Genomic DNA, 13,297 nt, shown 5'->3' with positions numbered 1-13,297 from the left:
GCCGCCGGCCTCCTTCGCGAGCATGACCTTCCGGACCTTGTCGATGAGCTGCTGCGTGTCGAAGGGCTTGTCGGCCCAGTCGTCCGCGCCGGCGTCGCGGCCGCGCGCTTGATCGTACGGGGCGTAGCGGCTCGCGAGCATGATGATCGCGGCGGCGGGGGCTCGCTTGCGCAGCTCCTTCGCGAGCGCGTAGCCGTCCTCCGATCCGAGGACCGTGTCGATGACGGCGACGTTCGGGGGCTCCGCGGCGATGGCGGCCTGCGAGGACTCGGCGGTGACGACGGTGAAGTCTTCGCCGCTGAAGGTGATCTCGAGCACCTTGCGCATCGTGACGCTGTCGTCGACAGCGAGGAGGGTCTTGGTCACGGGCGATCTCCAAGGGCGAAGCTATCAGCATCCTCCCGTCAATGGCGAGGAAAGACCGTGCGATGCTCGCAGGGTGGCTGCCGCGAAGTACCCTCCCAACGGGCTGAAGGCTCCGAAAGAAGTTGGCCCAGAGCACGACGGGGCGCTCGTCGACGGGGTGGTGCGCGCCCTCTTCGAGCTCTCGTGGGGACGCGCCCGCGAGCTCGTTCGGCGCGGGAAGGTCACCCTCGACGGCCGCGTCATCACGCAGGAAACCGTGCGCGTTCGCGCCGGCGCGACCCTCGCGATCGACCTCGCCCGGCAGGACCCGCGCGCGGCCCGCGCCGCGCTGGAGGAGGGCGCGCTCGTCTTCGTCGACGCGCACGTGGTCGTCGTCGACAAGCCGGCGGGGGTGTCCACCGTGCCCTACGACCCGGACGGCATGGGCGCGTCGATCGCGCTCCGGGCGAAGGCGGGGGAGGAGGCGACCCTCGACCAGCGCGTTCGCACCGCCCTCGCGAAGCGCGAGCGCGCCCGCGGCCGCGGGGGCCCGCCGCCCGAGATCGGGATCGTGCATCGCCTCGACAAGGAGACGAGCGGGCTCCTCGTGTTCACGCGCTCGTGGCAGGCGAAGAAGGCGCTGACGCAGGCGTTCCGCGCGCACGCCATCCATCGCCGCTACCTCGCGCTCGTGCACGGCGTCCCGGAGGAGGGCACGATCGTGAGCCACTTCGTCGAAGACCGCGGGGACGGCCTTCGCGGCTCGGTCGAGCACCGCCGCGGCCGCAAGCACGCCGTCGGCGCGGAGAAGACCCAGCGCGCCGTCACCCACGTCGAGGTGCTCGAGCGCTTCGACGGAGACGGAGACGCACCGAGCGCGCTCGTCGCGTGCACGCTCGAGACGGGGCGCACGCATCAGATCCGGATCCACCTCGCGGAGGCGGGGCATCCGCTCCTCGGCGAGCGCGTCTACGTGCGCGGCTGGGGCGGCGCGCCGATCCCGAGCCCGCGCGTGATGCTGCACGCGGCCGAGCTCGGCTTCGCGCACCCCGCGACGAACGAGGAGATGCGCTGGACGTCCGAGCCGCCCGCGGACATGAAAGAGATGCTCGCGTACGTCAGCCGCCGCCGCAGTTCGACGTGATGAGCGTGAGCCAGTCGTGGCACTGCGCGTCGACGGCCTGGAAGCTGCCTCCGCACGCCGCGTCGACGTCGTACTGGCCGCACTTCGTGGCGTCGGACGCGGTCTCGCCGGCGCACGTCTCGCGCTCGTCGTCGGAGCAGGTCGCGCACATCGAGCGGATGCACTCGATCTGCTTGTGGAAGGTCTCGCCGCAGGCGTCGCTGCCGAGCCCCGTGCGCGCGTAACACGCCGACCAGTTGGGGTAGCCCTGCGAGCCGTCGCCGGTCGTGACGATCGGACCCCAGGTGGGGCCGGCCTCGTCGGTGAACACGCAGGACGCGCACGCCGCGTTCGCCGCGACCGCGTCACGCATCTCCTTCGGACCGCCGCCGGCCTCCGCGGCGTCGCCGATCGCCTTGATGTCGGCCGGCGTGCAGTGGTTGCCGGCGGGCGCGGGCGCCTTCCACGTCGCCGCGGCCGGGACGTCGGGCGCCATGCACCGCGCGCCGGCGCTGCCGCCGCTCGACGAAGACGAAGACGAGGAAGACGACGAGGACGAGGAAGACGATGAAGACGTGCTAGGCGCCGGGCCGCCGCCGCAGAGCTGGTTCGAGCGGATCTGGTCCGCGGTGACGCCCACGTGGGTCGAGCCGTCGGTGCACCACACGTCGAACAAGCCGTCCGGGCGCTTGAACATGCGATCGATGTCGGCCGTCGCCATCTCCTCGTTCGAGCCGGTGTTGTCACCGGACTCGGCGGAGCACGCGACCGCCGTGGCGGCGAGGATCGACGTCAGCGCGAGGGCGAGCTTGATCGTGTTCATGGTTCTTCAGCCGCCGTTGCCGTTGGCGTTGGGGGTCTCGTCGCCGTTGCCGTTGCCGTTTCCGTTGCCGTTTCCGTTGATCGGCGCGCCGCCGCTGTTGTTGTCCGCGCCACCGCACTGCGTGACGACGAAGTTGATCGGGTTCCGGCAGACGGTGTTGATCTGAGCGGCCTGGCCACCGCACGCCGCGTTCGGGTTGTACTGACCGCACTGGGCCGGGTTGCCGAGGACCTTGGTGGCGCAGGCGTTGGCCGAGGCCTGGTCCGGGCAGGTCGCGCACATCGAGTTGACGCAGGTCGCGTAGTTGTTGAAGGTGCTGCCGCACGTCTCGGCGCCGCTCGCGAGCGTCCAGCAGCCCGGCGTGTTCCAGCGGCCCTTGGTGCCGTTGTCCGTGAGGACGACAGGGCCCCAGTTCGGGTCCTCCTCGTTGGTGAAGACGCAGGACGCACACGCCGCGTTCTGAGCCCTGAGCGCGTCGGCGGCGGCCTTGAAGTCGCCCTGGCTCGCGTTGAACGCGTCGATGAGCTTGTCGATGTCGGCGCCGCTGCAGGCCGTCGGCGTAGCAGCGCCCGGCGCCTTGAACGTCGCGGCCGGCGGGACCGTGTCGCTCGCGCACTCGGTGACCGGGGCGCCGCTGGAGGACGACGAAGACGAGGAGGACGAGGACGAGGAGCTGGAGGCTTCACAAACGCGGTTCGCGTTGATCTCCTCGGCCGTCACCCCGCTCTGCATGGTGCCGTTGGTGCACCAAACGTCGAACTTCCCGTCCGGCCGCTTGAACATGCGGTCGATGTCAGCGGTGGCGTTCTGATCGCTGGTCCCTACGTTGTCGGCGCCCGCGGTGCAGGCGATGAGACCGGTCAGGGCGGCGAAGGCGGCAAGACCAAGCGGCTTGTTCATGCCCCACGTGCTGACACATGTAGGACACACTGCAAGGTCTCATTTGCTCATTTTTAGCGACAGCGCATCATTCCGCTGCCTCGACCTTCTTCAGGGCCTCGTCCTCGTCGTTGACAGCGGATTCCGCTGGGCCTGCGCCCTTCCCAGCCGGGGCGCGGTTCTCGCCGAGGGCCTTCTTGAGCGGCACCATGACCGCGAGCATCGACCCGGCGGCGAGGAAGCTGAGGCCGGTGAGCATGAAGAAGAAGGTGCTCTTCTCCATCTTGTTCCAGTACGTCCCGAGGTAGCCCTGGAGGTAGTTCCCGAGGAAGCTCGAGATGAACCACATGCCCATCATCATCGAGACGACGCGCCCGGGCGCGACCTTCGTCACGAGCGAGAGGCCGACCGGCGAGAGATAGAGCTCGCCGAGCGTGAGCAGCGACGTCGCGCCGACGAGCCAGAGCACGCTCGCGCCCTGGCCGCCGGAGACGATCGCGGCGAGCGCCATCAGCGCGTAGCCGACGCCCATGATCCCGCAGCCGGTCGCCATCTTCGCGACGCTCGACGGCTCCTTGCCCTGCGTCGCCTGCTTCTTCCAGAAGCCGATGATGAGCGGGGTGAACGCGAAGATCATCGACGGGTTCACGGCCTGGAGCCACGAGCCGGGGACCTCCCAGCCGAGGAGGACGCGATCGGTGTGCTTGTCCGCCCACTTCGCGAGCGTGTTGCCCTGCTGCTCGTAGACGCCCCAGAACAGGACGTTGAGGAGGCAGAGCGTGCAGAGGCCGAGGATGCGACCCCACTCGTCCTTCGTGAACGGCTCGACCTTCTCCTCCTCTTTCGCCTCCGCGGCGGCGGCCGCCTTCTTCATCACGTTGTCGGGCGCGAGGTACTTCTGCGCGAACGTGTAGAGGACGAGGCCGAGGATCATGCCGACGCCGGCGGCGCCGAAGCCGTAGGGCCAGCCGACCTTCTCCCCGAGCGTGCCGCAGACGAGCGGAGCGAGGAGCGCGCCGACGTTGATGCCGACGTAGAAGATCATGAACGCGCGGTCGCGCCGCTCGTCGCCCTTCGGATAGAGCGCGCCGACCTGGGTCGAGATGTTCGGCTTGAAGAAGCCGTTGCCGATGATGAGGAGGAGGAGCCCGAAGTAGAAGAAGCGGTCCTGCGTCAGCACGAACTGACCGGTCGCCATGATGACGCCGCCGATGTACACGCTCTTCCGCTGCCCGATGAAGCGGTCGGCGATCATGCCGCCCGCGAGCGGCGTGAGGTACACGAAGGCGGTGTAGAGGCCGTAGATCTGCGACGACTGCGCGTCGAGGTCCATCACCCCGAAGACCTTCGTGAGGCCGCCCATGATCGCGGCGTGGCCGATGACGCGATCCTTCCACTCGTCGAGGAGGATGTGCTTCGTCATGTAATAGACGAGCAACGCGCGCATCCCGTAGTACGAGAAGCGCTCCCACATCTCGGTGAAGAACAGGAGGTAGAGAGCGAGCGGATGCTCGCCGACGTTCCGCTGCGCGGGGACGCCGGGGGCGAGGGGAAGGACCTCGGCTTTCGTGCTCGTCGTCATGGGCGGCGCGGCCATACACCCGCGCGCGGTCGAACGCTACCTACCTCACGAAGGTCCACTTCACGCCGGCCGTCACTTCCAGATGAAAATGATTTCGGTGCGCCCAGTTGTAGTCGGGCGTCAAAAGCACGTTGAAGAGGCGGGCCTGGTTCGCCTCGCACGCGATTTTCCTGAGCTCCGACGCGGACTCCGGCGCGGGGCAGGGGCGCGCGCCGATGCGGCCGTGGAAGTCCTTCAGGACCGAGAGGCTCGTGCCGTCGGCGCGCTTGAAGATCGCGGCGTCGATCGCGAGCGCTCCGCTGTGCCGCCGCCCGGGTCCCTTGAGCACCGTCTTCGACGACACCGGCCGCCACACCGAGAGGTGTACGACCTCGACCACGTCGTGCTTCGCGAGGAGGTGCGCGAAGTCGTCGAGCGCGAGCACGAGCCGGCAGTCGTAGACGTCGTACGGCGAGACGCGCGCCCTCGCGGAGGGCAGGTTCGAGCGGAACTTCACGCTCCCGCCGAGCGGCCCGTCGAGGCGGACCGGCGCGACGACGCCGCGCGCCTCCTCGACGCGCGTGAACGCGATCTTCCGGTGGCGGAGCTCGCCCTCGCAGGTCGCGCGATCGAGCGCGGCGTACTGCGAGGCGGCCGCGACGCCGTCGGCGGCGGGGGGCAGGCCCTCCGGCTCGTCGTCCTCGTGGTCGTCGGCCGCCACGAGCTCGGGCTCGTCGTCGGGCGGGCTCGGCGCGGCGGGGGCCGGCGGGTCCGGATCGCCCACCGTCGCGAGCGAGACGCGCGGAGGCGGGGTCCGCCCGAGCGGGAGGAGCTTGCACGCGCCGAGGAGCGGCAGCGCCAAGACGACGGCGGTGATGCAGCCGCGACCCATCGCCGCCTCTTCTAGCAAGAGCTATAATCCACGTCGACATGCCGGACCTCTCGCCGCGAGCGAAGCAGATCCTCTACGCATGCATCACGGAGTTCGTCGCGACCGGCGAGCCCGTGGGCTCGCGCACGCTGTCGAAGCGCGGCATCGAGCTTTCTCCGGCGAGCATCCGCAACACGCTCTCGGACCTCGAGGAGCTCGGCTACCTCCACCAGCCGCACACGAGCGCGGGCCGCGTCCCGACCGACAAGGCGTTCCGCCTCTTCATCGACGCGATGATGGAGGTGCGCCAGCTCACCGACGCGGAGAACAAGGAGCTCCTCCAGCGCTTCCGCGAGATCGAGCCGGGCCCGAACTTCCTCCGCGAGACGGGGCGTCTCCTCTCGGACCTCTCCGGCGCGGCCGCGGTCGTCGTCGCGCCCAAGGCCGAGACGATGACGCTCCGCCAGCTCCGCTTCATCCGCACGCTCCCGGGCGAGGTGCTCGCCGTCGTCGTGTTGACGAACGGCACGGTGCAGAACCGCTTCTTGAAGGTCGACGTCTCCGATCGCGACCTCGAGAAGATCCACAACCTCCTCGACGACGTGATCGACGGCCGCTCGCTCGGCGAGCTGCGCGAGCTGTTCGAGCGGCGCCTCCAGACCGAGCGCGTGCAACAAGACGAGGTGAAGAAGCGCGCGTACGCCCTCGGCGAGGCCGCGGTCGCGGCGGCCGACACCGGCTCCGACGTCGTCATCGAAGGACGCTCGAAGCTCCTCCAGCTGCCGGAGTTCTCCGACGCGGCGGGCCTCAAGGGCCTCGTGTCCGCGCTCGAGGACGACGTCGCCGCGATCGTCCGCCTGCTCGACGCGACCCTCGCGTCGGGAGGCGCGAGCGTCGTCGTCGGGCGCGAAGCGGGCGACCTCGCCGGCGGCCAGATCGCGATCGTCGGCGCGTCGTATTCCAACCAGCACGGTCGCACGTCCGGCGCCGTCGGCGTCATCGGCCCGACGCGAATGGACTACCCGAAGGTGGTCCCGCTCGTGACCGCGACCGCAAACGCAATGAGCGCCTTCATCGACCGCCGCCCCGAATCCCGCGACGAAGACGAATAACCCAAGGCCCCCTCCCTCTCGCGGGGGTCCGGGAGACCGCCGCCCCGAATCCCGCGACGAAGACGATAACCCAAGGCCCCCTCCCTCTCGCGGGGGTCCGGGGGCGTCGAAGCGCGCCCCGCGCGCTGAGAAACCCCCGGCGGGAGAGCTCGAGAGGGCAGAGCCCTCTCGAACAAGAAAGAGAAACCCCCGGCGGGAGAGCTCGAGAGGGCAGAGCCCTCTCGAACAAGACTAGAGTACTATGACGCCGGCATGCGCGTCGCCCCGCCGGTCCTGCCTGGTGCGCAGACGGTCGACTCCCCCCTCGATCGCGCGCTCGCCTTGCTCCTCGCGGGCGAGCGCGAGGCGGCGCTGCGATGGAGCGCAGCGGTCGTCCAGCAGGACGCGTCGGTGTCCTCCGCGCTCATCCTCACGTGCCGACTCCTCGCCGACGCGGGGCGCACCGAGGCGGCGGTCGAGGGCTTCGTCCTCGGCGTGAAGCGCGCGATCGACACCGGCAACCTCCCGCTCGCGGTCGCGGCGGTCGGCGACCTCAAGATGCTCGGCGCGAACGTGGACGAGCACCTCGAGGAGATCGCGGCCGCGTTCTGCCTCGGCTCGCCGCGCCTCTCGGAGGACGCCGCGCCGCCGCCGCCGCCGCTCCCGTCCGCGGAGAGCTTCCAGCCGCTCTCGTCGTTCCTCACCGGCCCTGCGCTCCTCTCGAAGGCGACGCAGATCATCCACGGGGCGAGGGCGGAGTACGACGAGCTCGCGGACGGGGAGCCGCCGCTCGTCTCGCCGATCCCGCTCTTCAGCGCGCTCGAGAAGGAGGGGCTCCGCGCGCTCATCGGCTGCTTCGAGATGATCACGGTCCCGGCGGGGAAAGAGGTGATCGTCGAAGGCGAAGAGGGCGCGGAGGCGTACATCGTCGCGCGCGGCGAGCTCGTCGTGCGGCGCAAGGACGACGACGACGGCCGCCCGATCGACCTCGCGCGCCTCGCGAACGGCGCGCTCTTCGGCGAGATGGCGCTCCTCTCGCGCGCCCCCCGCGCCGCGAGCGTGGTCGCGCACCGGCCGTCGATCCTGCTCGTCGCGCGGCGCGAGGCGCTCGAGGCGGTCGCGCTCACGCGGCCCGACGTCGGCGTCGAGCTCGCCGCGCACTGCCGCCGCCGCATGGTCGCGAACCTCCTCCGCGTGTCGAGGGTGCTCCTCTCGGTGCCGAGCGCAGAGCGTCCCGCGCTCGTGGAGCGCTTCGAGACGAAGGTCTTCGAGACCGGCGACAAGCTGATCGAGAACGGGCGCGACACGAGCGGGCTCCACCTCATCGCGTCGGGGGAGGTCGGCGTCGTGGGGCGCGAGGACAGCGGCGAGAACTTCCAGATCGCGAGCCTCGGCGTCGGCGAGACCGTCGGCGAGGTCGCGCTCGTCCTCCGCCGCAAGGCCAACGCCGACGTCGTCGCCGTGCACCCCACCGTCACGCTCCACCTCCCGCGCGAGGAGTTCCTCGGGCTCATCAAGGACCACCCCGCCATCCTCGCGAGCCTCTACCTCTGCGCGGTCGAGCGCGACGAGGAGACGACGAGCGTCCTCGCCGGCTCGTCGGCCGTCGCGCTGGCGGAAGACTACGACCTCGTCTGATGGCGCACGATCACGACCACGGTCACGATCACGACCACGATCACGAGCATCCGCCGTCGACGATGACGGTGCCGCAGACGTCGACCGAGATCGCGAAGAGCGAGAAGCGGGCGTCGGCGCGGCTCGTCATCGTCCTCGTGATGATCAGCGCGTTCTTCGTCGTCGAGCTCATCGGCGCGAAGATCGCGCGGAGCGACGTCCTCCAGGCCGACGCGTTCCACCTGTTGATGGACGTCTTCGCGCTGGCGATCAGCCTCGGCGCGATGCGGGTCGCCTCACGCAAGCCGAGCCCGCGCTTCACGTTCGGCCTCCGCCGCGCGGAGCCGCTCGCCGCCCTCACGAACGCCGTCCTCGTCCTCGTCGCCTGCGTCGAGATCACGCGCGACAGCATCGAGCACCTCCAGCAGACGGAGGCTCCACGCTCGGGCCTCATGATCATCGTCGCGAGCGCGGCGCTCTTCATCAACGGCATCAACGCGTGGCTCCTCCACGGCGCGATGGGGCACGGGCATCACCACCACGGCCACTCGCACGGGCACGGGCACGATCACGCTCATGACCATGACGACGACGACGCGGAGCACGACCACGACCACACCGCGCACGGAAAGGTCGCGCACGGGCATCAGCTGAACCTGCGCGGGGCGTGGCTTCACCTGCTCGGCGACGCGCTCGGATCGTTCGCGGCGTTCATGGCGGGGCTCCTCATCCGCCTCGGCGTCTCGCCGATCGTGGATCCGATCGCGAGCTTCATCGTCGTCCTCATCCTCTTCATCGGCGCCGTGCGGCTCCTCCGCGACGCGGGGCTCGTGCTCCTCGAGGCGTCGCCGGCGCACCTGTCGCTCGCGAAGGTGGAGCGCACGATCATGAAGATCGAGGGCGTGCGGAAGGTCCACGCGCTCCACGTCTGGTCGCTCGGCACCGGCCACGACGCGATCACCGCGCACGTCGAGACGTCCTCGACCGATCCGAAGCTCGGCGCGCGCATCACCGCGGCGCTGCGCAAGCGCTTCACCGCGGAGTACGTGACGATCCAGGTCGACGTCGAGTGAGCTAGCTCACTTGCACTGGTTGTCGATGCACGACTTGCCGTCGGGGCAGGTGCCCGGGCCGGTGCAGGCCGCGGCGGCTTCGGTCGCGGAGCGGCAGACGCCGTCCTTCGCGCAGTAGCCGATGCGGCTGTCGATCGTGCGGCAGTGCTGGTCGCTCGTGCACGTGAACTTGCAGAAGCCGCCGAGGCACTTCTTCGGCGTCGCGGTGGTGCCGCCGCACGTCGTGTCCTCGGTGCAGTTCGGCTTGGGGCGGTTGTCGACCGCGCAGACGCCGTTGTTGCAGTAGTTGCCGGGGCCGCAGGTCTCGCCGGTGCAGGTCACGGGGCCGGTGCCGCCGTCGCCGGGCGTCGGCTGCTGCGGCTGGCAGACGTTCTGCTCGCAGGTGTACCCGCTCGCGCACGTGCCGGTGGGGCTGCACGGATCGAGGCAGGCGCCCTCCGCGCAGACCTTGTCGCCCTCGCACTCGCTCGAGAACTTGCACGTGTTCTCCGGCGACGTGCAGACGCCGCTCACGCAGACCTTGCCGTCGGTGCAGCTCGTCGCGGTGCACTCGGTCGGCGCGGGGCCGGCGTCGGTGGGCGCGGGGCCCGCGTCCGCGTCGGGGATCGGGACGGGCGGGTTGCCGGGCTCGGCGCAGAGGCCGCTCTGGCACGTGTTGCCGCGGGGGCAGTTGTCGTCGCTGCTGCAGGTCTCGGCGCAGCCCGCCGTCGTGCAGATGCCCGTCTTGCAGCTCGCGTTGCTGGTGCACGTCGTCTTCTTCGGAGGCCTGACGCTCGAGCAGCCGTAGGCGTCGCAGGAGAAGCAGCCGCCGTTATCGCAGTAGTAGCGTTCCTCGCTGCCGGGTCCGCAACCGCTCCACGCGAGGGTGCCGAGCGTGCTCAGCGCGCCGATCACCAGAGCCTTCGTGAAGCCAGACGTCATGGGCGATGTTCTCCTGGGTCCCTTCAGTATCCACACGCCATGCCATCCGGTCCACGAGTCCGACCCCCCAAATTCCTCGGCAAACCGACCCCCCGCCCCACCCACTGTAAACCCCAGTTCTCGCCCAACGTCTTTTCAACGTCAGGCCCGGCCCCGGCGGCTCGTGGGCGCGGGGCCGGCCCCGGGGCCCCAAAAGCGGCCGCGCAAGCGGTCGCGAAGCGACCCGCCGCTTCGGCGGGCCGTGTTTGGGGTGGGGGTGTCGGGGGCGAAGCCCCCGACGTTGACCAAGATTGACCCCCGGGGCCGCATTGGCTACCCCGCCCCCATGATTCGCCAATTCTTCGCGTCCGGGGTCGTCCTCGCGTCTCTTCTCTTCGCCGGGGTCGCGGCTGCGGACCAGAAGGTCGCCGTCGTGGACGTGCAGCGCGCCGTCGCGAGCACGGAGGACGGCCTCCGCGCTCAGGCCACGCTGAAGAAGCTGTTCGACACGAAGCAGCAGGAGCTGAACAAGAAGCAGACGGATCTCCAGCGCCAGCGCGAGGACATCGACAAGCAGGCGAAGGTGCTGCCGAAGGACGCGCTCGAGAAGCGCGTCGCCGACTGGCAGAAGCAGATGATGGAGCTCCAGGCGATCTTCGTCGAGTACAACAAGGAGCTCGAGAAGAAGCAGAAGGAGCTCACCGATCCGGTCTTCGAGAAGGTGATGCTGATCATCAAGCGCCTCGCGACGAACGAGAACGTCGACCTCGTCGTCGACAAGGCGACCGTCGCGTACGTCCGCGGCGACCTCGATCTCACCGACCGCACGATCCAGATGTACAACTCGAGCTCCGGCCCGGCGCCCGCGCCGGCCGCTCCGGGGCCGGCCGCTCCGAAGAAGTGATCCCGATCGCGCCGCGAACGCTCGCCGAGCTCGCGCGCGCATACGGCGGATCGATCCGCGGGGCCGACGCCTCGGTGCGCCGCCTCGCGGTGACGAGCGCCGCGGAGGCGGGCGATCTCACGGTGCTCCTCCATCGTCGGTACGTCGCGGAGGCGCGGCGCGCGGTGGAGCGCGGCGCGGCGCTCCTCGTCGACGCAAGCATCGACGTCGATCTGCCCGGCTGGTTCCACCCGCAGGCCGCGCGCGCGATGGCGGGCGTGCTCGACACCGCCGACGCGCCCGAGACCCCTCCCGTCGTCGGCGTGGACTGTCGCATCGGACCCGGCGTGCACCTCCTCCCGCGCGTACGGATCGGCGCGCGCGTGACGATCGCGCCAGGCGCGGTCATCGGCGCGGCGGGGTTCGGCCACGTCGCGGGGCGCTCCATTCCGCAGCTCGGCGGCGTCGTGATCGAGGACGACGTGGAGATCGGCGCGCTCTCCACGATCGCGGCGGGGACGATCGCGCCGACGGTGATCAAGCGCGGCGCGAAGCTCGACGCGCAGGTGCACGTCGGTCACAACTGCGTCGTGGGCGAGGGCACGCTCATCGCGGCGCAGACCGGGCTCGCGGGGTCGGTCACGATCGGCCGCGGGGTCCTCGTCGGCGGGCAGGTCGGCGTCGCGGACCACCTCGTCATCGGCGACGGCGCGCGCATCGCGGCGAAGAGCGGCGTCATCGGCGACGTCGCGCCCGGCGAGACGGTCGCCGGCTACCCCGCGGTGGCGCGGATGAAGTGGCTGCGCGGCCTCGCGTCGCTCTACCGTCGCGACCGTCACGACCGTCACGACCCGTCGCGGCAAATGAAGCGCGGATGAGCGTCCTCTCGCAATTGCCCCATCGCGCGCCCTTTCGCCTCGTCGACGAGGTGACGTTCGCGGACGGGGAGCGCATCGAGGGCTACCGCGACGTGCGCGCCGACGAGCCGTGGTTCGCGGGGCATTTCCCGGACAATCCGCTGTTGCCTGGCGTGCTCGTGATCGAGTCGCTCGCGCAGCTCGGCGGCCTCCTCGGCGGCGCCGCGTCGATCCGGCTCGTCGCGATCGACAAGGCGAAGCTCCGCCGTCCGGTCGTCCCCGGCGAGCGCCTCCTGCTCTCCGCCGTGCTGCTCCAGAGGCACGGCGGCGCGATCAAGGTGCGCGCGGAGGCGAAGGTCGGCGAGTCGCGCGTCGCCGAGGCGGAGCTCCTCCTGGCCGTGCCCTGACGCGCTCCACCACAGCGGTTGCCGGCGCGGGCCGGAGCGCGCTATCTCCAGCGCTCGATGTCGCGCATCCATCCGAGCTCGATCGTCGATCGCCGCGCGGAGCTCGCGGACGACGTCGAGGTCGGCCCGTTCTGTCACGTCCAGGCGGGGGTCCGCATCGGCGCGGGCACGCGCCTGCTCGGTCACGTCGTCGTCCAGGGCAAGACGAAGATAGGTGCAAGATGCACCCTTCATCCGTTCGCCGTCGTCGGCGGCGAAGCGCAGGTCAAGAAGGGCGGCGAGGCGGGGGGCGGCGCGCTCGAGATCGGCGACGACAACGTGTTCCGCGAGAGCGTGACGGTGAACGTGTCGAGCGGCGCGGGCGCGACGCGCATCGGCGCGCACAACCTGTTCATGGCGGGCTGCCACGTCGCGCACGACGCCGTCATCGGCTCACACTGCGTGATCGCGAACGCGGTCCAGCTCGCCGGCCACGTCGTGCTCGACGACTGGGTCACCTTCGGCGGCCTCGCCGGCGTCGCGCAGCTCGTCCGCGTCGGCGAGAGCGCCTTCGTCGCCGCCGGCGCGATGTGCGAGCGCGACGTCCCGCCGTTCGCGATCGTCCAAGGCGACCGCGCCCGCGTACGTGCGCTCAACGTCGTAGGCCTGGAGCGCCGCGGCGTGCCGGCCGACTCCATCGCCGCCCTCCGCCGCGCATTCCGTGCACTGTACACGAATCGCGCATCGAGCTTCGAGTCCGCGCTCGCGTCCCTCGACCGCTCCGACCCTCACGTCACGACCCTCGCACGCTGGCTCGAGGCGCCGGAGCGAAGCGTCCACCCGGCGAAACGGCTGCGCCCGCGCGGCTGATCGACGCGCGGCGCGAAC

Annotated in this window: 14 protein-coding genes; 8 read left to right on the top strand and 6 right to left on the bottom strand. The window is 70.5% G+C overall.

Translation table 11 applies throughout. From position 1 onward, the window contains the following. A partial coding sequence (locus KF837_19685; GenBank protein MBX3229551.1) for a response regulator occupies positions 1-366 on the bottom strand: 366 nt, incomplete at its 3' end. Between the two features lie 73 nt (positions 367-439). Between KF837_19685 and KF837_19680 the strand changes: the two genes are divergently transcribed. Then, positions 440-1,489: an RluA family pseudouridine synthase gene (locus KF837_19680; protein ID MBX3229550.1), complete on the top strand. Its 1,050-nt coding sequence runs from the start codon at positions 440-442 to the stop codon at positions 1,487-1,489. Here the strand turns inward: KF837_19680 and KF837_19675 are convergent. The 4 genes from KF837_19675 to KF837_19660 all read right to left on the bottom strand — a co-directional run bounded on the left by KF837_19675 (position 1,464) and on the right by KF837_19660 (position 5,623). Further along, a complete protein-coding gene (locus tag KF837_19675) occupies positions 1,464-2,291 on the bottom strand; it encodes a hypothetical protein (GenBank protein ID MBX3229549.1) in 828 nt (275 codons plus the stop codon). The two genes, KF837_19680 and KF837_19675, sit on opposite strands and share 26 nt — an antisense overlap. Positions 2,292-2,297: 6 nt before the next feature. After that, positions 2,298-3,191: a hypothetical protein gene (locus KF837_19670; protein MBX3229548.1), complete on the bottom strand. Its 894-nt coding sequence runs from the start codon at positions 3,189-3,191 to the stop codon at positions 2,298-2,300. A 67-nt stretch (positions 3,192-3,258) separates the two neighbouring features. Continuing rightward, the gene (locus KF837_19665; protein ID MBX3229547.1) at positions 3,259-4,752 is read right to left on the bottom strand and encodes a peptide MFS transporter; all 1,494 of its coding nucleotides are present in this window, start codon (positions 4,750-4,752) and stop codon (positions 3,259-3,261) included. Between the two features lie 40 nt (positions 4,753-4,792). Next, positions 4,793-5,623, bottom strand: coding sequence for an extensin family protein (locus KF837_19660; protein MBX3229546.1), 831 nt, complete (start codon positions 5,621-5,623; stop codon positions 4,793-4,795). A gap of 38 nt (positions 5,624-5,661) precedes the next feature. On the opposite strand from KF837_19660, the gene hrcA reads away from it, so the two are divergent. The 3 genes from hrcA to KF837_19645 all read left to right on the top strand — a co-directional run bounded on the left by hrcA (position 5,662) and on the right by KF837_19645 (position 9,383). Then, the gene (gene hrcA / locus KF837_19655; GenBank protein ID MBX3229545.1) at positions 5,662-6,714 is read left to right on the top strand and encodes a heat-inducible transcription repressor HrcA; all 1,053 of its coding nucleotides are present in this window, start codon (positions 5,662-5,664) and stop codon (positions 6,712-6,714) included. Between the two features lie 252 nt (positions 6,715-6,966). Further along, the gene (locus KF837_19650; protein ID MBX3229544.1) at positions 6,967-8,331 is read left to right on the top strand and encodes a cyclic nucleotide-binding domain-containing protein; all 1,365 of its coding nucleotides are present in this window, start codon (positions 6,967-6,969) and stop codon (positions 8,329-8,331) included. After that, positions 8,331-9,383, top strand: coding sequence for a cation transporter (locus KF837_19645; protein ID MBX3229543.1), 1,053 nt, complete (start codon positions 8,331-8,333; stop codon positions 9,381-9,383). The genes KF837_19650 and KF837_19645 overlap by 1 nt, the downstream gene beginning before the upstream one ends. A 6-nt stretch (positions 9,384-9,389) precedes the next feature. On the opposite strand, the gene KF837_19640 is transcribed toward KF837_19645, so the two are convergent. Continuing rightward, positions 9,390-10,304 (bottom strand): hypothetical protein, encoded by a 915-nt coding sequence (locus KF837_19640; protein MBX3229542.1) that lies wholly within the window; start codon positions 10,302-10,304, stop codon positions 9,390-9,392. Between the two features lie 325 nt (positions 10,305-10,629). Here KF837_19640 and KF837_19635 point away from each other — a divergent pair, with 325 nt between their 5' ends. The 4 genes from KF837_19635 to lpxA are packed head-to-tail and all read left to right on the top strand — an operon-like array spanning position 10,630 to position 13,279. Then, complete coding sequence (locus KF837_19635; protein MBX3229541.1) at positions 10,630-11,187, top strand: OmpH family outer membrane protein; 558 nt, start codon at positions 10,630-10,632, stop codon at positions 11,185-11,187. Further along, positions 11,184-12,044, top strand: a complete 861-nt coding sequence (locus KF837_19630) for a hypothetical protein (protein ID MBX3229540.1) — start codon at positions 11,184-11,186, stop codon at positions 12,042-12,044. Before KF837_19635 ends, KF837_19630 begins: the two co-directional genes overlap by 4 nt. Further along, entirely contained in the window at positions 12,041-12,430 is a 390-nt protein-coding gene (gene fabZ, locus KF837_19625; protein ID MBX3229539.1) for a 3-hydroxyacyl-ACP dehydratase FabZ, read from the top strand. Before KF837_19630 ends, fabZ begins: the two co-directional genes overlap by 4 nt. A 57-nt stretch (positions 12,431-12,487) precedes the next feature. Then, positions 12,488-13,279: an acyl-ACP--UDP-N-acetylglucosamine O-acyltransferase gene (gene lpxA / locus KF837_19620; protein MBX3229538.1), complete on the top strand. Its 792-nt coding sequence runs from the start codon at positions 12,488-12,490 to the stop codon at positions 13,277-13,279. Positions 13,280-13,297: the final 18 nt, after the last annotated feature.

This window comes from Labilithrix sp., from assembly GCA_019637155.1.
GTDB lineage: Bacteria > Myxococcota_A > Polyangia > Polyangiales > Polyangiaceae > Labilithrix.
Note: the sequence above shows the minus strand (reverse complement) of the source record. Positions and strands in the feature narration are given on the sequence as shown.

Coding starts and splice junctions, on each gene's coding strand:
- KF837_19645 (MBX3229543.1), top strand. CDS start 8,331: ATGGCGCACGATCACGACCACGGTCACGATCACGACCACGATCACGAG.
- lpxA (MBX3229538.1), top strand. CDS start 12,488: ATGTCGCGCATCCATCCGAGCTCGATCGTCGATCGCCGCGCGGAGCTC.
- KF837_19635 (MBX3229541.1), top strand. CDS start 10,630: ATGATTCGCCAATTCTTCGCGTCCGGGGTCGTCCTCGCGTCTCTTCTC.
- KF837_19650 (MBX3229544.1), top strand. CDS start 6,967: ATGCGCGTCGCCCCGCCGGTCCTGCCTGGTGCGCAGACGGTCGACTCC.
- fabZ (MBX3229539.1), top strand. CDS start 12,041: ATGAGCGTCCTCTCGCAATTGCCCCATCGCGCGCCCTTTCGCCTCGTC.
- KF837_19665 (MBX3229547.1), bottom strand. CDS start 4,752: ATGACGACGAGCACGAAAGCCGAGGTCCTTCCCCTCGCCCCCGGCGTC.
- hrcA (MBX3229545.1), top strand. CDS start 5,662: ATGCCGGACCTCTCGCCGCGAGCGAAGCAGATCCTCTACGCATGCATC.
- KF837_19675 (MBX3229549.1), bottom strand. CDS start 2,291: ATGAACACGATCAAGCTCGCCCTCGCGCTGACGTCGATCCTCGCCGCC.
- KF837_19640 (MBX3229542.1), bottom strand. CDS start 10,304: ATGACGTCTGGCTTCACGAAGGCTCTGGTGATCGGCGCGCTGAGCACG.
- KF837_19660 (MBX3229546.1), bottom strand. CDS start 5,623: ATGGGTCGCGGCTGCATCACCGCCGTCGTCTTGGCGCTGCCGCTCCTC.
- KF837_19670 (MBX3229548.1), bottom strand. CDS start 3,191: ATGAACAAGCCGCTTGGTCTTGCCGCCTTCGCCGCCCTGACCGGTCTC.